Origin of the sequence: Nocardia carnea, from assembly GCF_029869215.1 — a bacterium.
Taxonomy (GTDB): domain Bacteria; phylum Actinomycetota; class Actinomycetes; order Mycobacteriales; family Mycobacteriaceae; genus Nocardia; species Nocardia carnea_B.
In genome coordinates, this window is sequence record NZ_JARWPM010000209.1 from 55,479 (window position 1) to 71,981 (window position 16,503).

At 68.4% G+C, this 16,503-nt stretch carries 16 protein-coding genes and 1 pseudogene; 9 read left to right on the forward strand and 8 right to left on the reverse strand.

Features of this window, described 5'->3' with window-relative positions; translation table 11 throughout:
* Positions 1–4 precede the first annotated feature (4 nt).
* From QH276_RS14580 to QH276_RS14600, 5 genes are all read left to right on the forward strand, one after another.
* Positions 5–745, forward strand: a complete 741-nt coding sequence (locus tag QH276_RS14580; protein ID WP_280398593.1) for an amino acid ABC transporter permease — start codon at positions 5–7, stop codon at positions 743–745.
* Complete coding sequence (locus tag QH276_RS14585) at positions 742–1,521, forward strand: amino acid ABC transporter ATP-binding protein (RefSeq protein WP_280398592.1); 780 nt, start codon at positions 742–744, stop codon at positions 1,519–1,521. The genes QH276_RS14580 and QH276_RS14585 overlap by 4 nt, the downstream gene beginning before the upstream one ends.
* Before the next feature lie 134 nt (positions 1,522–1,655).
* Positions 1,656–2,171, forward strand: coding sequence for a hypothetical protein (locus QH276_RS14590; RefSeq protein WP_280398591.1), 516 nt, complete (start codon positions 1,656–1,658; stop codon positions 2,169–2,171).
* Positions 2,171–3,340: a zinc-dependent alcohol dehydrogenase gene (locus QH276_RS14595; RefSeq protein ID WP_280398654.1), complete on the forward strand. Its 1,170-nt coding sequence runs from the start codon at positions 2,171–2,173 to the stop codon at positions 3,338–3,340. Before QH276_RS14590 ends, QH276_RS14595 begins: the two co-directional genes overlap by 1 nt.
* A gap of 40 nt (positions 3,341–3,380) precedes the next feature.
* A complete protein-coding gene (locus QH276_RS14600) occupies positions 3,381–4,475 on the forward strand; it encodes an NAD-dependent epimerase/dehydratase family protein (RefSeq protein WP_280398590.1) in 1,095 nt (364 codons plus the stop codon).
* Between the two features lie 5 nt (positions 4,476–4,480).
* Here the strand turns inward: QH276_RS14600 and QH276_RS14605 are convergent, their stop codons facing one another.
* Together QH276_RS14605 and QH276_RS14610 are read right to left on the reverse strand one after the other, a co-directional pair.
* The gene (locus tag QH276_RS14605) at positions 4,481–4,936 is read right to left on the reverse strand and encodes an SRPBCC family protein (RefSeq protein ID WP_280398589.1); all 456 of its coding nucleotides are present in this window, start codon (positions 4,934–4,936) and stop codon (positions 4,481–4,483) included.
* Between the two features lie 445 nt (positions 4,937–5,381).
* Entirely contained in the window at positions 5,382–6,296 is a 915-nt protein-coding gene (locus QH276_RS14610; RefSeq protein ID WP_280398588.1) for a TetR family transcriptional regulator, read from the reverse strand.
* A gap of 131 nt (positions 6,297–6,427) precedes the next feature.
* Here QH276_RS14610 and QH276_RS14615 point away from each other — a divergent pair, with 131 nt between their 5' ends.
* Positions 6,428–7,636: an acyl-CoA dehydrogenase family protein gene (locus QH276_RS14615; protein WP_280398587.1), complete on the forward strand. Its 1,209-nt coding sequence runs from the start codon at positions 6,428–6,430 to the stop codon at positions 7,634–7,636.
* Positions 7,637–7,647: 11 nt separating this feature from the next.
* The gene (locus QH276_RS14620; RefSeq protein ID WP_280398586.1) at positions 7,648–8,652 is read left to right on the forward strand and encodes a phosphotransferase family protein; all 1,005 of its coding nucleotides are present in this window, start codon (positions 7,648–7,650) and stop codon (positions 8,650–8,652) included.
* Positions 8,653–8,684: 32 nt separating this feature from the next.
* Here the strand turns inward: QH276_RS14620 and QH276_RS14625 are convergent, their stop codons facing one another.
* From QH276_RS14625 to QH276_RS14650, 6 genes and pseudogenes are all read right to left on the reverse strand, one after another.
* A complete protein-coding gene (locus QH276_RS14625; RefSeq protein ID WP_280398585.1) occupies positions 8,685–9,110 on the reverse strand; it encodes a hypothetical protein in 426 nt (141 codons plus the stop codon).
* Positions 9,111–9,512: 402 nt separating this feature from the next.
* Positions 9,513–10,703, reverse strand: a complete 1,191-nt coding sequence (locus tag QH276_RS14630) for an acyl-CoA dehydrogenase family protein (protein WP_280398584.1) — start codon at positions 10,701–10,703, stop codon at positions 9,513–9,515.
* Positions 10,700–11,941 (reverse strand): CoA transferase, encoded by a 1,242-nt coding sequence (locus tag QH276_RS14635; protein WP_280398583.1) that lies wholly within the window; start codon positions 11,939–11,941, stop codon positions 10,700–10,702. The genes QH276_RS14630 and QH276_RS14635 overlap by 4 nt, the downstream gene beginning before the upstream one ends.
* Before the next feature lie 229 nt (positions 11,942–12,170).
* Positions 12,171–12,404 (reverse strand): annotated as a pseudogene (locus tag QH276_RS14640) (acetyl-CoA C-acyltransferase); the annotation flags it as partial.
* A 203-nt stretch (positions 12,405–12,607) separates the two neighbouring features.
* Positions 12,608–13,969 (reverse strand): DoxX family protein, encoded by a 1,362-nt coding sequence (locus QH276_RS14645; protein WP_280398582.1) that lies wholly within the window; start codon positions 13,967–13,969, stop codon positions 12,608–12,610.
* Positions 13,966–14,568 (reverse strand): D-alanyl-D-alanine carboxypeptidase family protein, encoded by a 603-nt coding sequence (locus QH276_RS14650; RefSeq protein ID WP_280398581.1) that lies wholly within the window; start codon positions 14,566–14,568, stop codon positions 13,966–13,968. Before QH276_RS14650 ends, QH276_RS14645 begins: the two co-directional genes overlap by 4 nt.
* An 87-nt stretch (positions 14,569–14,655) precedes the next feature.
* Between QH276_RS14650 and QH276_RS14655 the strand changes: the two genes are divergently transcribed.
* Positions 14,656–15,321 (forward strand): response regulator transcription factor, encoded by a 666-nt coding sequence (locus tag QH276_RS14655; protein WP_280398580.1) that lies wholly within the window; start codon positions 14,656–14,658, stop codon positions 15,319–15,321.
* Positions 15,322–15,350: 29 nt separating this feature from the next.
* A complete protein-coding gene (locus QH276_RS14660; RefSeq protein ID WP_280398579.1) occupies positions 15,351–16,439 on the forward strand; it encodes a sensor histidine kinase in 1,089 nt (362 codons plus the stop codon).
* Positions 16,440–16,503: the final 64 nt, after the last annotated feature.

Genomic DNA, 16,503 nt, shown 5'->3' on the forward strand with positions numbered 1-16,503 from the left:
CCCCATGTGGTCCTGGGACGCATTCTTTTCCATCCTCACGAGTGACCAGCTGCTGGAAGGGGCCTGGGTCACGATCTGGCTCACCGTGGTCAGCATGGTGCTGGGCCTGGCGCTGGCCATTGTGGTCGCGGCCGCGCGCTCGTCGAAATTCCTGCCGCTGCGGGCAGTATCCGGTTTCTACGTATGGCTGATGCGCGGGACCCCGCTGCTGGTGCAGCTGGTGATCATCTATACGGGATTACCGCAGGTCGGCATCAAGCTGGGTGTTATCCAGGCGGCGCTGCTCGGGCTGGTGCTCAACGAAGCGGCGTACCTGTCCGAGATCGTCCGGTCGGGACTGCTCGCGGTCCCCGCCGGGCAAACCGAGGCCGCCCGGGCCCTGGGAATGTCACCCGCCAAGGTCTTCCGGGTCGTGGTTCTCCCGCAAGCGCTGCGCGTGATGATCCCGCCCCTCGGTAACAGCTTCAACGGCCTGCTGAAAACCACGACACTCGTCTCGGTGATCTCGGTACAGGAACTTCTGCGCCGGACACAATTCCTGGTGCAGGTGAATTTCCGGGTACTCGAGGGACTCTGCGCGGCCGCGCTCTACTTCCTGGTGCTCACCACCCTGTGGGGATTGATCCAGCGCATGCTCGAAGCGCGGGCCGGCCGCGGCTACGACCGGAACTACCGCCGCAAGGGCGGACAGGCGACGAAAGTCCTGGAGGACAGTGCGATGGAAGCGGAGGCCGTGAACCGATGACGACCGCGATACCACAGGCCACGGCGATGATCGAGGTCCGGAATCTGACCAAGGCCTTCAACGATCTCGTCGTCCTCGACGATATCGACTTCTCGGTCGCGAAAGGTGAGGTCGTCCTGTTGCTGGGTCCGTCGGGCAGCGGGAAGAGCACACTGCTGCGCACCCTGAACTGCCTCGAGACGATCGATGCCGGCACCGTCCGGGTATGTGGCGAAATAATGGGTTTCGCCGATGACGGTAGGCGAACGCCTTTATCGGAAGCGCAGATCGCGAAACAACGCCACCACACGGGGATGGTGTTCCAGAATTTCAATCTCTTCCCGATGATGACGGCGCTCGACAATATCGCGTCGGGTCCACGGCATGTGCGCGGAACGCGGGTGGAGGACGCCCGGCGCCAGGCGCGGGAACTGCTCGAGCTGGTCGGGCTCGGCGACAAGGGCGAGAACTACCCGTCGCAGCTGTCCGGCGGCCAGCAGCAGCGGGTCGCCATCGCCCGGGCGCTGGCGATGAAACCGGAGGTCATGCTGTTCGATGAACCCACCTCCGCGCTGGACCCCGAAATGGTCAACGAGGTCCTCGACGTCATGCTGCGGCTGCGCGACGAGGGGATGACGATGGTGGTGGTGAGCCACGAAATGGGCTTCGCGAAAGCCGCCGCCGATCGAGTGGTGTTCATGAGCGACGGCAAGATCGTCGAGGACGCCCCGCCGCAGCAGTTCTTCGACGACCCCCGGCACCCGCGAACCCGGCAGTTCCTGAGCCGGATTCTGTGACCCCGGCCGACGCGCCGATCCGGGTGTTCCGGAGCGTACGACACGATCCGCGGATTGCGGATCCCGCGAGTGGGTAGGCCGGGGCAGAAGCGGATCGAGCAGGTGCGTGTCGATCGTTCGAAGGGAGCCGGCCCGTGCAGTACCTCGACAAGGCGAAACACGAACTGGCCGCACTCGCGGGCAGAGCACTGGGCGCGGCGAGCGGCGGCAGCGCAAGCCAGGCCCTGACGGTGAAATGTTCGCGGGCGTCGGCGGAACAATTCTGGCGCCGCCCAGAGCAGCTGTCGCAGGTCTTCGGTGGATTGGCCGAAGTGCGGCCGACCGCGGCGGACCGCTACGAGTGGGCGGTCCGGCCACCCGGTGCCGAGGCCGTCACCTGGGAGAGCGTGCTCGTCGCCGCGGACGACGGGCTGCGGTTCGTCGACCCGGACGATCCCGACCTGGTGCAGCTGGAACTCGCGTTCGCCGACGCGCCCCAGGGTGCGGGGACCGAGATGCGGATCTCGGGCCGGGCGCCGCTGCCGGAGCAGCTCACCGGTGCGGCGCTGTTCACGGTGCTCTACCGGGCGCGTGCGTTGCTGCAAACCGGTGAGATACCCACGCTCGAGCACAACCCGAGCGCCCGTAGCCGGCCGGCCGAGGAGGCATGATGCGCGCACTGTGCTGGAACGGCGTGAACGATCTCGCCGTGGAAACCGTCCCCGACCCGGTACCGGTGAACCCGCACGATGTGATCGTCCGGGTCGGGCTGACCACCACCTGCGGCTCGGACCTGCACTTCATCGACGGCTACCTGCCCGGTATGCGGGAAGGGGACGTGTTCGGGCACGAGTTCATGGGGGAGGTCGTCGAGACCGGCCCGGAGGTCACCGCGACGAAGGTGGGCGCGCGGGTGGTGGTGCCCTCGTTCATCGGCTGCGGCTCCTGCCACTACTGCGAGCGCGACCTGTATTCGGTGTGCGACACCACCAACCCCAACGCCGCACTCCAGCAGCCCGTCTTCGGGTATCCGACCGGTGGTATCTACGGCTACACCCACCCGTTCGGTGGTTACCAGGGTTCGCACGCGACCTACATCCGCGTGCCGTTCGGTGACGTCAACTGTTTCACGATCCCGGAGGGCATCACCGACGAACAGGCCTTGTTCTGCTCCGATGCGGTACCCACCGGGCTGATGGGCGCGGATTTCTGCGATATCTCCCCCGGGGACACCGTGGCGGTGTGGGGCAGCGGGGGCGTGGGTCTGATGGCGGCGCATACCGCCCGGCTGCTCGGTGCGGACCGGGTCGTCGTCATCGATCGGATTCCCGAACGGCTGGACCTGGCGCGGGAGCGGTTCGATGCCGTCACGATCGACTACACGAAGGTCGACAGCGTGCCGGAGGTGCTGCGGGAGCTCACCGGTGGCCGGGGCCCGGACGCGTGTATCGACGCGGTCGGCATGGAGGGGCACGGCACCGGCCTGCAGCAGGCCTACGACCGGGTCAAACAGCTCCTTCGGCTGGAGACCGACCGGGCCACGTCGTTACGCGAGGCCGTCCTGGCCTGCGGGAAGGGCGGGGTGGTCGCCGTGCTCGGCATCTACGGGCTCACCGATAAGTTCCCGATGGGCGTGATCACCAACAAGAGCCTCACGCTTCGCACGGCCCAGCAACACGGGCAGCGGTACATGCCGCGCATGTTCGACTACATCCAGCAGGGCGATCTGGATCCGTCCTATCTGATCACCCATGACCTCCCGCTCGAGGACGCCGTACGCGGCTACGAGTTGTTCAAGACGAAAGAGCAGGGCTGTATCCGAGCGGTGTTCCGCCCGTGACCGGCCGCAGCGGCGGATCGCCCGTGGACCACGGCCCGGTATGAAGGTGGTCGTCACCGGTGCGAGCGGCAATGTGGGCACCGCATTGCTGCGCGCGATGAGCCGGGAGGACCGGGCTGTCGTCGGTATCGCTCGCCGCCCGCCGCCCAGCCGGGAACCGTATGGCCGCGCGCGATGGCTCGTATGCGATATCGGCGAGCCCGGAGCGCTCGCTGTTCTCACGAATGTGTTCACCGGCGCCGACGCGGTCGTCCATCTGGCCTGGGCGATCCATCCGCACCGGACGGATCCGCCGATGAGCCGTACGAATACCGTCGGCAGCGCGCATGTCCTGCGGGCCGCGGCCGCCGCGGGCGTGCCGCATATCGTGTGCGCGTCCTCGGTGGCCGCGTACACGCCCGCCCCGCGCTGGACCAGGGTCGACGAGCACTGGCCGCGCACGGGGCTGCCCGGCAGCGCCTACAGCCGGGGCAAAGCGATGCTGGAGGCGCAACTCGATGCGTTCGAACTCGCGCACCCGGCGACGCGGGTCGCCCGTATCCGGCCGTGTGCCGTCGTGCAGGGCGACGCGGCCGCCGAGCTGAACGACTGGTTGTTCGGTCCTTGGCTGCCCCGTTCGGTGATCGGCCGCCCCTGGGCGCCCGTCCCACTGTGGAAAGAGCTGCGTTTACAGCTCGTCCACGCCGACGACGTGGCGGCGGCGATCGAGGCGATCCTCCGGCGCCGTGCCGTGGGCGCGTTCAACCTGGCCGCGGAACCCGTCCTGCCGGCACGCACGCTGGCATCGGCCTTCGGCGGTTTCCGGATCCCCGTCTCGCGCGCCCTGCTGGCCGCGGGCGCCGGAATGACCTGGCGACTGGGCGTGCAGCCGCTGCATCCGGCGTGGCTCCGCCTGGCCGACCGCGCCTGCCTCGTAGACGCCGGCAAAGCCGCACGCGATCTCGGGTGGGTGCCGCGAATCGACGCCGTCACCGCCGCCGGAGAGCTGGCGGCGATGATGGGTGCTCGCCGGCCCGGGCCCAGTGCGCCGCTCGCTCCGGTACCCGTCCGTTTCCGACTCGGACGCCCGACGCATCAGAGCCAGCAGCCACCGGCGACGGACACCGCCCCCGCGGCTACCGGGCCGGTCCCATAGCGCACTCAGCCAGGGGTACGGGAAGACCGGCCGACGGCCAGCGCCTCGAGGCGCCGCAGCGATTCTTTGTTCCGCGGGACCAGCAACAGGTCCTGCGCGGCGGACGGTAACAGGCGTCCGGGGCCCTTGCTGATCTGCTCGGTCATGCGTACTTCGGTGAGGTCGGGTTGCAGTTCGACCAGGTCCAGGCGGATATCGGCTGTTCCGGCGGGCCACAGCCGGGCCACCAGTTCGAGCCGATGCGGTGGGTCCACCGCGCGGACCTCCGTGGTGTCCTGCCGGGTCAGTGGCCAACCGCCGACGCTGTGGTGGATCCGCGTGCCGACCTCCGGCCATCCCGCGTCGACGTCGCGTATATGGGTGGCTCCGACGACCCACAGCCCGTACAGCCAGCCGTCGGCGAGGGTCGCGAAAACGTCCTCGGCGGGCAAGGGAATGCGCACACTCGGTTCAGCAGGCATCGCTCCTCCGATCGTCCGGGCCGTCGGCCATCTCGACCCGGACACGGTCACCGCACCCGGGCCGCAGCCGTCAGCGCGGTACCCCCGCTCCGCTCCCGCAAACGTGCCACCACCACGGACCCGCCCGGACGAGTGCGCTGCGGGGCGGGGACGAGTGCGCCGCGGGAGCCGGACGAGTACGTCGCGGAAGCCGCACACTACGCTCCGGAATCCGGACACTGCGCCGCGGGTTTCCGGCGCCGGTGCGGCCCGGCTGCGGAACGACCCGGCGCCGAAACCGTGCTGCTCGACGTCGACGGCGCATATCGACGTCGACGTGCGTCGTCGACCGGCGCGGCACCGGTGTCGGCCGCCCACTTCGGATCCGCAGCGTAGGCCGCCGCAGTTCCGGATCCGCAGCGCCGGCCGCGGCAGTTCCGGAAGCTGGACCGTGGCTGTGCCGGGATCAGCGCGCGGTGCTCGGGGACTCGGCTGCTGGGCGGTCCCGGATCCCGAGCAGGCCGAGGGCGAATTCCGCGTATTCGGCGGCGATCTGTTCGGGTGTCGCGGGCCCGTCGAGGCGAAACCATTGGGGTAGTGAGGTGCACATCGTCGTGATGGCGCGGCCCGCGACACGCGCCCGGTCGGCCGACCGGTTCTCCTCGGCGAGGGCGGTGTCGATATCCGCGTCGAGTATGTATTGGAGTTCGTTGCGGGAGTTGGCGATTCGCAGCCGGTTGGCCGGGGTCAGGCTGCGCATCTCGCTGGCTCCGATGAATGCGAGCTCGCGCCGGTGGGTGTGGAACAGAGCGAGTGCCTCGACGACGTGGGCGACGCGGGCCCGGCCGGTCTCCGCGTCGCGCCGGGCCGCGCGCACCCGCCAGTGCAATTCGTCCATGGTCAGGTCGAGCGCGCGCACCAGCAGTTCTTGTTTGTCGTGGTAGTGGTGGTACACGCCGGGCACACTCATCCCGGCGCGCCGCGCGATCGAGCGCATGGTGGCGCCGTGGTATCCGGTTTCGACGAACGAGGTGATGGCCGCGGCGAGGACCGGGTCGATATCCATCGGCGGGAACTTCCGCCAGTCGGGCGATTCGGTGCCCGGTGTGGCGGTATCCGCGGGCGGGCTGTCCGGCCGGGCTGCACCGGTCATCGCCGATTCCTGCTCGCCGACCAGCCACGACACGGTGGTGCCCAGAACGGTCGCCAGTACGCGCAGCCGCGGAACGGAGATGCCGGTCTTACCGTTCTCCACGGCGCTGAGCGTGGCCGGGCTGACCCCGATCCGCTGCGCGGCCGCCCGCAACGAGAGTCCCGCCGCGATTCTGGCCTGCCGCACCCGCGCGCCCACACTCTGCCGATCCCCGTTCGTGTCACTCACGGTGTTCAGGATAACTGAACACGGCACCGTGGTGGTGACCCGCAATTGACAGCGCTTATCCAGTCATGCCACCCTGCATGCACGTTGGTGGCCGAGCGATCGTTCGGCGAACGAGATGGAGGAGTCAACCCGTGGCGATCGATCTGTCCCTGCCCGGCGAGGTACAAGCGCTCGTCGATCGGACCCGGAGCTTCATCCGTGACCACGTCGTCCCGCTCGAGGACGCGCACGACGGTGATATCGCCGCGGCAGGTGGTGACAAGTTCCGCGTGGAGCTGCAGCAGGCGGCCCGGGACGCGGGCGTCTTCGCGCCCCACGCCCCCGTCGAATACGGCGGGCACGGCCTGGGGATGTCGGACCGGGCGCCGGTTTTCGAGGAGGCCGGGTACTCGTTGTTCGGCCCGACGGCGCTGAATATCGCCGCGCCGGACGAGGGCAATGTGCATATGCTCGCGCATATCGCGAACCCGGAGCAGAAGGCGCAGTATCTCGCTCCCCTCGCGCACGGTGATGTGCGTTCGGCGTTCGCGATGACCGAGCCGGCACCCGGCGCCGGGTCGGATCCGTCCGCGTTGACGACCCGCGCGGTGCGGGCCGAGGGTGGGTGGCGGATCAACGGCGTCAAATATTTCATCACCGGTGCCGACGGTGCGGGTTTCTTCATCATCATGGCGCGCACCTCGGGAGAACCGGGGGACCGGGGCGGCGCGACGATGTTCCTGGCCCCGGCCGGCACCCCGGGTATCCGGGTGGGCCGCCATCTCGACACCCTGGACCGGTCGATGGTCGGTGGCCATTGCGAGGTGTTCTTCGAGGATCTGCTGGTACCGGAGTCGGCGGTGCTGGGTGAGGTCGACCGCGGTTTCGAATACGCGCAGGTGCGTCTCGGCCCGGCCCGGATGACGCATGTGATGCGCTGGCTCGGCGCCGCCCGCCGCGGACACGATGTGGCGGTGGCCCAGGTGGCCCGGCGCGAAGGATTCGGGTCCAAGCTGGGCGATCTCGGCATGATCCAGAAGATGGTCGCCGACAACGAGATCGATATCGCCGCCACCCGCGCCCTGCTGACCCGTGCCTGCTGGGAACTCGACCGCGGCGAATCCGCCGCCAACGCCACCTCCATCGCGAAAACCTATGCGGCCGAGGCGATCTTCCGGATCGTCGACCGCAGTATGCAGATGTGCGGCGGGCTCGGTGTCTCCGGCGACCTGCCGCTGGCACGGCTCTCGCGGGAGGTGCGCCCCTTCCGGATCTACGACGGGCCCTCGGAGGTGCATCGGTGGGCGATCGCCAAGCGCACCGTCGGTGCCGCGAAACGCGCACTGCGGGACAGCGAATGAACCTACCGGGTATGGACGTTGCCGCCCTCGAGCGGTTCCTGCGGGCGCAGGGCGTCGAGGTGCGCGGTGAACTACGGGTGGAATTGATCAGCGGTGGCCGGTCGAACCTGACCTTCACCGCGTCCGACGACGTCTCGCGCTGGGTGGTCCGCCGCCCGCCGGTGGCCGGGCTCACTCCGTCGGCACACGATATGGCGCGCGAGTACACGGTCACCCACGCACTCCAGCACTCGGCGGTACCCGTGGCGAAAACGATCGCGTTCGACGCGGAGGGCGCCGCGCTCGGCGCGCCGCTGACGGTCGTCGAATTCGTCGACGGGTCGGTGATCCGCGACCAGGACGATCTCGCCGCACTCGGCGACGAGCAGGTGAATGCGGCCGTCGCGGAGCTGGTGCGGGTACTCGCCGAGTTGCATGCGGTGGACCCCGCGGCGGTGGGCCTGGAGAAGTTCGGCCGGCCCGCCGGATTCCTCACCCGGCAGGTGAATCTCTGGGCCTCCCAATGGGAACGGGTCAAGACCCGCGAACTCGCCGATGTCGCGGCCCTGCACGCGGCGCTGATGGCGGCGGTGCCGGCGGAATCGGCGGCCTCGATCGTGCACGGCGACTACCGCATCGACAACACCATCCTCGACGCGTCCGACCCCGGCCGGGTGCGCGCCGTCGTCGACTGGGAACTGTCCACCCTCGGGGACCCGCTCACCGACGCCGCCCTGATGTGTGTGTACCGGACCCCGGTCTTCGATCTGGTCCTCGGCTCGCGCGCCGCGTGGACCAGCGACCGGATGCCCGCACCCGACGCGCTGGCCCAGGCCTATGCCACCGCATCGGGCCGCGACCTCGGCCACTGGGGTTTCTACCTCGCCCTCGCCAATTTCAAACTCGGCGTGATCGGCGAAGGGATCACCCACCGCGCCCGGCACGGGTCCGACGCGGGTTCGGCCGCCGGCCGGGCGGCCGAGGCCACCCCGGAGTTCATGGCGGCCGGGCTGCGGGCACTGAAGGGCAGCCGATAGCGCGGCGTGAGATCGGTGCCGGGAAGTCCGGATCAGGCCCGTGCCCGTATCGATGCGGTGGGACGCGCCCGGACCGAGGGCGCCGGCGCAGCCGGTCGGTGAGCCGCCGCGGGAGCGGGCAGGGCGCCGGGCGCCGGTCTGCCCGGATCGGCCCGCCAGGCCCAGGCCAGCGATTCCCGCAGATGTCGTTTCAACTGACGGGTGTGCGGATCGTCGGAGTCGCGCGGGCGTAGCGCCCGGCTTACCAGTTCGAGGAACCGATGCCGGGTCACGCCAAAGCTCAGCAACAACTCCTCGGCCCGCGCGCCGCCGAACGGTGCCCAGCGGATGGCGAAACCCAGCAGGGGCAACACCTCGGCGTTCAATGCCCGGCCCCTCTCCAGCGCGCGGCACTGCTGCAACGCGATTCGTACCCAGGAGGTCCCGCAGGGAAAGGCCGGGTCCGGCCGGTCAAACACGCCCGCCACCCTCCGCTACGGTGGTGATACTGCCGGGACTCTCGGAACGGATCGGACGCATGGTTCTGCCTTCTCGGTCGATCTCGACGGGTGGAATCAGCCTGATCGCCTCGGCGGGGGCGCGCGTCGGCCGATCGACCCACGGCATACCTATTTCTGTGCCCTGACGGGCCCACCGAGCCTCGAGCCCGGCGCCGACATCGTGCTGGAGTGCACCCTGCATGCAGTTTCGGATCGCATAATCCTCGGGCGGCCGGCACTGCCGGCGGCGGACTGCGCAACGTTCGGCGTACCCGTCGGCTGGTTACGGCTGTGTGTGACGATGGCCTGGTGGTCCGACAGCGCGCTGCGTATTCTCATGCTGCCGGCCCGGCCGGCCATCGCGGATCAGTCGGAGCGCTTTCAGAGCCGGTAGTCGCGCATGACTCCTTTGGCGATGATGCGTTTCTGGATTTCGCTGGTGCCCTCGCCGATGAGCATGAAGGGGGCTTCGCGCATGAGGCGTTCGATTTCGTATTCGGTGGAGTAGCCGTAGCCGCCGTGGATGCGGAAGCTCGCTTGAGTGATCTCGTTGCAGAATTCGCTGGCGAGGTATTTCGCCATTCCGGCGGCGACGTCGTTGCGTTCGCCGGAATCCTTCAGGCGGGCGGCGTTGACCATCATGAGGTGGGCGGCTTCCACCTTGGTGGCCATTTCGGCGAGGGAGAATTCGATGGCCTGGTGTTCGACGATCGGTTTGCCGAAGGTGGCGCGTTGCTGGGCGTAGCGGGAGCCTAGTTCGAACGCGCGCAGGGCGATTCCGCAGGCGCGGGCGGCGACATTGACGCGGCCGACTTCGATACCGTCCATCATCTGTCGGAAACCCCGGCCGCTGACCCCGCCGAGGACCGTATCGGCGGCGGCGTGGTAGCCGTCGAACAGCAGTTCGGTGGTGTCGATGCCCTTGTACCCCATTTTGTGGATCTTGCCCGGGATGGTGAGTCCCGGTGCGACCGTGCCGTAGCCGGTGGGTTTTTCGACCAGGAACGTGGTCAGGTTGTCGTGGGGTTTCTCGTGGCCTTCTTCGGTGCGGACGAGGACGGCGACGAGGTTTGCGGTGGATCCGTTGGTGATCCACATCTTGCGGCCGTCGATGGTGTAGTCGCCGGCTTCGTCGCGGATCGCCTTGGTGCGGATGGCGGCGACATCGGAGCCGAGTTCGGGTTCCGACATCGAGAACGCGCCGCGGACATCCCCGGTGGCCATTCGGGGTAGGTAGGTTCGTTTCTGTTCTTCGGTGCCGTGGTGGCGCAGCAGGTAGGCGAGGATGAAATGGGTGTTGATCACGCCCGAGACGCTCATCCAGCCGCGGGCGAGTTCTTCGACGCACAGCGCGTAGGTGAGCAGGGATTCGCCGAGCCCGCCGTACTCCTCGGGGATCGTGATCCCGAACAGCCCCATCTCGGCGATTCGATCGACGATCTCCTGGGGGTAGGTGTCGGTGTGCTCGAGTTCCTGGGCGTTGGGGATGATCTCTTTGTCCACGAAGGTGCGGACGGTGGCCAGGATCTGGTTCTGGACATCGGTGAGCCCGTGCGTGCGTGCGAGTTTCATGGGTTCGTCCGTTTCGGGGAGTCGGTGGCCGTGGTGTCGCGGAGCTGGGCGATTTCGTCGTCGGTGAGGCCGAGTTCGTCGCGCAATACGGCATCGGTGTGTTCGCCGAGAAGCGGGGCGCTGCGGGCGGGCGGATACGTGCCGTCCACCGCGATCGGCGCCCCGGCCGCGCGGTATGTGCCGATGCCGGGTTGTGGCAGGTCGGTGAACAGGGGGTTGGCGGTGATCCGGGGGTCGCGGGCCAGTTCGGCGAAGGTGCGGTAGCGCTCCCACAGGATGGAGGTTTCCGTCAGCGCCGCGCTGATCTCGGTGGCGGTGTGGTCGCGGAACCAGCCGGCGAATACGGCGGTGAGTACCTCGCGGTGCCGGTAGCGGGTGCCTTCGTCGGCGAAATCGGCGTCGAGTGCGGTGGCCAGCGCGGCGATCACCTCCGTGGTGCCGGTGACGGTGACCAGGTCCCGGAAATGGCGGGGCGTCAGGGTGACCAGCATGAAATACGTGCCGTCGGAGCTGGTGAAGTCTTGGCCGTAGCTGCCGTAGAGCGCGTTGCCGATCCGGGGCCGTGCGGTGTCGGTGAGCTGGGCTTCGCCGAGGAACCCGAGATTGCTCGCCGTGGCCAGTGCCACGTTCTCCAGCGGGACCATCAGCCGGCTTCCGGCGCCGGTGGCCTCGCGCCGGCGGACGGCCGCGATGATCGCCAGCGCGGCATAGAGACCGCAGGCGATATCCCAGACCGGTACCACGTGGTTGACCGGACCCGCATGATCGGCCGGGCCGGTGACCAGCGGGAAGCCGGTGGCCGCGTTGACCGTGTAGTCGACACCGGTGGAGCCGTCGCCGCGGCCGGTGATCTCCAGGTGGATGAGGTCGGGGCGGGACCGGGACAGCGATTCGTATCCCTGCCACTCGCGGCCGGTGGTATTGGTGAGCAGGATGCCGCCGTTCGGTCCGCTTCCGGTGATCAGCCGGGCGACGAGTTGCTGCCCCTCGGGGGAACGGAGGTCGGCGACGACGGAGCGTTTGCCCTTGTTGAGGCCCGCCCAATAGATGCTGGCGCCCTCTTCGGTGAGTGGCCAGCGGTTGCGGTCGGCGGCCCCGCCTATCGGGTCGACGCGGATGACGTCGGCGCCGAGCTGGGCCAGGGTCATACCTGCCAAGGGGGCGGCGACGAAACTGGAGATCTCGACGATCCGCAAACCCTCGAGCGGGGCGGCCGCAGTGGTCCGGGGCTCGCTCATCGGGCCATCCCCGTGGTGGGTACCCGAACGGTGCCGCCGGCGGTGACCGAGCCCGCTGGTACGTGTGGGTGGGCGGCACGCTTGTGTCGACCGGTAAACCGTCGGCCCGGTGAGGCATCGGAAAAGTTCCGGTGCTGCGCTGTGGTGTTGTCGGCCGAATCGGCTGGGCAACGGCAGTATGTGCGGACGTGCACGTTCATCTTCGCGGACGGTTTCGGGGTAGGCACGGTCAGATCACCTTCTCGAAGGTCGCGGCCAGGTCCTGACCGCCGCCGATACATATGGTCTCCGAACCGTATCGCGCAACAGGGTGATGCATCTCCCGGGTGAGGGGCGGCCGGTATCCGGACACCGCCGGCGCCTGCGCGGCGAAGGCCTCGGTGAGTTCGATCAGGTCGATATCGGCGAGAGTGCGACCGGCCGGGCCGAGTCCCGCCTCGATGACGGGGACCGGGCCGATCCCGTGACCTTCGGCTCGACCACGGCGCCGGCCCCGGGTTTCCTCGGATGTGCTCGTTGGGTGACCGGGCAGGACATTCGTCGATCGTGGGTGGCGGGTTGCGCTCGCCGGAGCTGAGCCGGTGCGTCGGCACCCGGCCGCGCCCGGGGAGCGCAGCCCCGCCTGCTACCCGGAACTCGGCCGTGCGGTGGGACCCCGGTTCCCGGTCAGAAGTTCGGGCGGTTCTGCACCCAGCGGAACGGTGTGCTTCGCTGCGGGAAGCTGTCCGGGTCGATCCGGTCGAGGGTGAGGGCGACCTGGTGGCCGTCCAGTTCGCCGGTCAGTACGGCTCTGTCCGGGGCCGGTTGGCGGAATTCGAGCGTTCCCAATGGGTGCGCAGTGTTCTCGGCTTTCGTCATCGGTCTGGGGCGCGGTGTCCCCTCGATCAGCCGGATCCGGCGGGAAGGGGCGTCCACGTCGGTGGGAACGGTCACCAGAGTGCCGTCCATCCGCTGAAAGGTGAGGGAATCCGGATAGTCGACCACTACTGTCTTCCACCGAGTGTCGTCGGTGGTCAGCGGTGGCACCGGTAGTCCGTCGCGGATGAAGTCCGACACCGACCAGATGCCGTACAGCGCAGGCTTGGGGCGGTCGGGTCCGCCGGAGAGCCAGGCGTTCCAGCCACCCTGCACGGCCGCCACCGCCATCCAGACGCCCAGTGCGACCTGTATCAGCGCCGCGATACGGCGAAATCTCGTGGTGTGGAACGGGTACGGTGCGGCAGACGGGCCGGTAGCGCGGTTGAGCAACAGCACCCGTATCAGCCGCCGCGCCTCGGGCGCCAGCAGCAGCAACGACATGAACAGCAGATGGGTGGAGGAGATCTTCTCCGGCACATCGAAGGTCATGTTCAGTACGACGATCTGCAAGGTGTCGATCAGCGCCAGCATCGCACCGAGGACCGCCGTCCGTGGCATCAACAGCAGGATCGCCGCGGTGATCTCCGCCGCGCCGAGCAGCATTTCGTACGGCCTCGACACGCCCACCTGCGACCACAGCACAGCCATCGGCGTGAAGTCGCTGTACGGAGTCAGCAACGTGGTCAGTGACGGCTCGGGCATCTGTGTCGGAATCGCCTTGGCGAAGCCGAAACTCAGCAATTGCCCGGCCAGCAGTATCCGGATGGCGAGCAGATACCAGCCGGCGAGCGGCCGATAATGCGTACGCCGCCGGTCCAGCACCGACCACACCGCTGTGCCGGCCACCGCGATGACCAGGATGCAGAACAACAGCACCCAGAAGATCGTCTGGTCCCCGACTCCGGTCGGATACAGCTGTACGGCGGTACCGAATACTTCCCGCCCCACCCAATCGAGGGCGGGCTGCAGTTTCCGGATATGCCAGAACTGTGCGTCGTAGCCCAGCTGCCGGCCGAGCGGCCCGGTCAGTTCGAAGACGATCGGCGGAGTCAGCAGGCAGAACAGGCCGAAGTACAGAAAACAGAACCGGAACGCGAGGCGAGTGAGTGGGTTCCACCGCGCTCCTCGGACCGGCCGCAGTCGTTCGCGGGTGAGGGTTTCGGTCGTCATCGCCGCATCCTCTGATCGTGTGCGGGGTCGGCATACATGGCCGGGCAGCCGTGCTCGATCGCCTCGGGGCGCAGTTCGTAGTGCCAGGGCTCGTTGCGGTAGATCTGGCACAGTCCGTATGCGGCGCCGTGTGCGGACAGCCACGCCGCGGCTTCGAAACCGAGGTCGATCGCGTTGCCGGATACGTGCGCGGACGTATCCGCGGTGGCAACCCAGCGGGCGGCCCGCTCCGTCGAGCCGTACTTCGCCACCGCTGCGCGAAACAGCCGGTTCTGGTACTCCCGGGAACGCCAGCCACTGTTGACCTGGAACTCGATGCCCGCGTCGGCCGCCGCGGCGCGCAGGGCCGCGATCAGCTCGGGCGCGAGGTTGGCCACGCCGGGATACTCGTCGGCGAACACCGTGACGCCGTTCGGGAGGCCGCCCTCGTCCGGGACGGCCCGGGCGCCCTGATCGCCGCGGAGGACGGCACCCACCAAGCGCACCGGAGACGGTGCCGACTGGCAGACCAGGGTGCCGGTGATCGCGGTGACGGCGACGAGCAGGCCACCCACCACCAGACTGCGGGTCATCGAGGGTAATCCGGTTCTTCGACTCATGCCGCCAGTCAAGGCGTAGCGGTGTTGCCGGGCCGTATGCGTTTTCGGATACGCCGGCGATATGGTGCGCCTCGTAGGATCGGGAACATGCGTGTGCTGGTCGTAGAAGACGAGCCCTACCTGGCGGAAGCCATTCGCGATGGCCTGCGGTTGGAAGCGATCGCCGCCGATATCGCCGGTGACGGCGGTACGGCGATGGAGTTGCTGGGCATCAACACATACGATATCGCGATCCTCGATCGCGATATCCCCGGGCCCTCGGGTGACGAGGTCGCCGAGCATATCGTCGCGTCCGGGACCGGCCTGCCGATCCTGATGCTCACCGCCGCCGACCGGCTCGACGACAAGGCCTCCGGTTTCGAACTCGGCGCCGACGACTATCTCACCAAGCCGTTCGCGCTCCGTGAACTCGTCCTCCGGCTCCGGGCGCTCGACCGCAGGCGCGCCCACAACCGGCCGCCGGTGCGGGTGGTCGCGGCCCTCCGGGTGGATCCGTTCCGCCGCGAGGTCTACCGCGACGGCCGCTATGTGGCGCTCACCCGCAAGCAGTTCGCCGTGCTCGAGGTACTCGTCGCCGCCGAAGGGGGTGTCGTCAGCGCCGAGGAGCTGCTGGAACGGGCGTGGGACGAGAATGCCGACCCCTTCACCAACGCCGTGCGCATCACGGTCTCGGCACTGCGTAAGCGGCTGGGCGAGCCGTGGCTCATCGCCACCGTCCCCGGCGTCGGCTACCGCATCGACACCGGAACGTGACGGAATCGACCGTGGACAGGACGCCGGGTGTGAGCGTTCGCCTCAAACTGACCCTCAGCTACGTCGGGTTCCTCGTGCTCGCGGGCGCGCTGCTGCTGGTCGCCGTGTGGGCATTCCTCCTGCGCGGAAGGTCGAACGTTCTGTTCGTCCCTGGTCTGTCCGATTTCCGCCGCGTCTTCGACCCGGGCAGCTTCGGCGCCGCCGTCTTCGTCCCGGCGGCGCTTCTGGTGCTGGGATTCCTGCTGATGTTCGGCCTCGTCGGCGGCTGGATCCTCGCCGGCCGCATGCTCGCCCCGCTGAATCGGATCACCGAGGCCACCCGGACGGCCGCGAACGGTTCGCTGTCGCATCGGATCCGGCTACCGGGCCGCAGCGACGAGTTCCGGGAACTGGCCGACAGCTTCGACACCATGCTCGCCCAGTTGGAAGCCCATGTAGCCGAACAGGCGAGATTCGCAGCCAATGCTTCCCACGAACTGCGCACCCCACTGGCGATCACGCAGGCACTTCTCGAAGTGGCCCGCAACGATCCGGAACGCCGCGACGGTGAACTCGTCGAACGACTGCACACCGTCAACACCCGGGCGATCGACCTCACCGAGGCCTTGCTGCTGCTCAGTCGCGCCGATCAGGGTTCTTTCACCCGGTCGCACGTCGACCTGTCACTCATGGCGGAAGAAGCCGCCGAATCGCTCCTGCCCCTCGCGGAAAAACGCGGTATCACCATCGAAACCTCCGGTGATATCGCTCCGGTCATCGGCTCGCCCGCACTGCTGCTGCAGTTGACCACGAACCTGATGCACAACGCGATCGTGCACAACCTGCCCGACCGAGGCACCGTCCGGGTTACGACCGGTGCGCAGCGAGACACGGTCGTGCTCACAGTCGAGAACACCGGCGCGCACCTCTCGCCACAGACAGTGTCCACGCTGGTCGAGCCGTTTCGCCGCGGCACCGACCGCCGCTACGCCGACCACGCGGGCGCCGGGCTGGGCCTGGCGATCGTGCACAGCATCACCCGAGCGCACAACGGAAGCCTCGCCCTCACTCCCCGGCCCTCCGGCGGGCTCCGGTGCACCGTGCAGCTACCCGCCGCGCCACCGGAAACCGGCGGCTGACAGTCACGAACCGCGAGAGTCCGGCATCCGCGGTTCCGGCCCGAGATTCGCGCGGTGATGCGGG

What these genes read in the sequence shown, in the direction of transcription:
- QH276_RS14655 (WP_280398580.1), top strand. Translation starts at nt 14,656, where the DNA reads ATGCGTGTGCTGGTCGTAGAAGACGAGCCCTACCTGGCGGAAGCCATT.
- QH276_RS14605 (WP_280398589.1), bottom strand. Translation starts at nt 4,936, where the DNA reads ATGCCTGCTGAACCGAGTGTGCGCATTCCCTTGCCCGCCGAGGACGTT.
- QH276_RS14645 (WP_280398582.1), bottom strand. Translation starts at nt 13,969, where the DNA reads ATGACGACCGAAACCCTCACCCGCGAACGACTGCGGCCGGTCCGAGGA.
- QH276_RS14585 (WP_280398592.1), top strand. Translation starts at nt 742, where the DNA reads ATGACGACCGCGATACCACAGGCCACGGCGATGATCGAGGTCCGGAAT.
- QH276_RS14650 (WP_280398581.1), bottom strand. Translation starts at nt 14,568, where the DNA reads ATGAGTCGAAGAACCGGATTACCCTCGATGACCCGCAGTCTGGTGGTG.
- QH276_RS14635 (WP_280398583.1), bottom strand. Translation starts at nt 11,941, where the DNA reads ATGAGCGAGCCCCGGACCACTGCGGCCGCCCCGCTCGAGGGTTTGCGG.
- QH276_RS14580 (WP_280398593.1), top strand. Translation starts at nt 5, where the DNA reads ATGTGGTCCTGGGACGCATTCTTTTCCATCCTCACGAGTGACCAGCTG.
- QH276_RS14595 (WP_280398654.1), top strand. Translation starts at nt 2,171, where the DNA reads ATGCGCGCACTGTGCTGGAACGGCGTGAACGATCTCGCCGTGGAAACC.
- QH276_RS14630 (WP_280398584.1), bottom strand. Translation starts at nt 10,703, where the DNA reads ATGAAACTCGCACGCACGCACGGGCTCACCGATGTCCAGAACCAGATC.
- QH276_RS14600 (WP_280398590.1), top strand. Translation starts at nt 3,381, where the DNA reads ATGAAGGTGGTCGTCACCGGTGCGAGCGGCAATGTGGGCACCGCATTG.
- QH276_RS14620 (WP_280398586.1), top strand. Translation starts at nt 7,648, where the DNA reads ATGGACGTTGCCGCCCTCGAGCGGTTCCTGCGGGCGCAGGGCGTCGAG.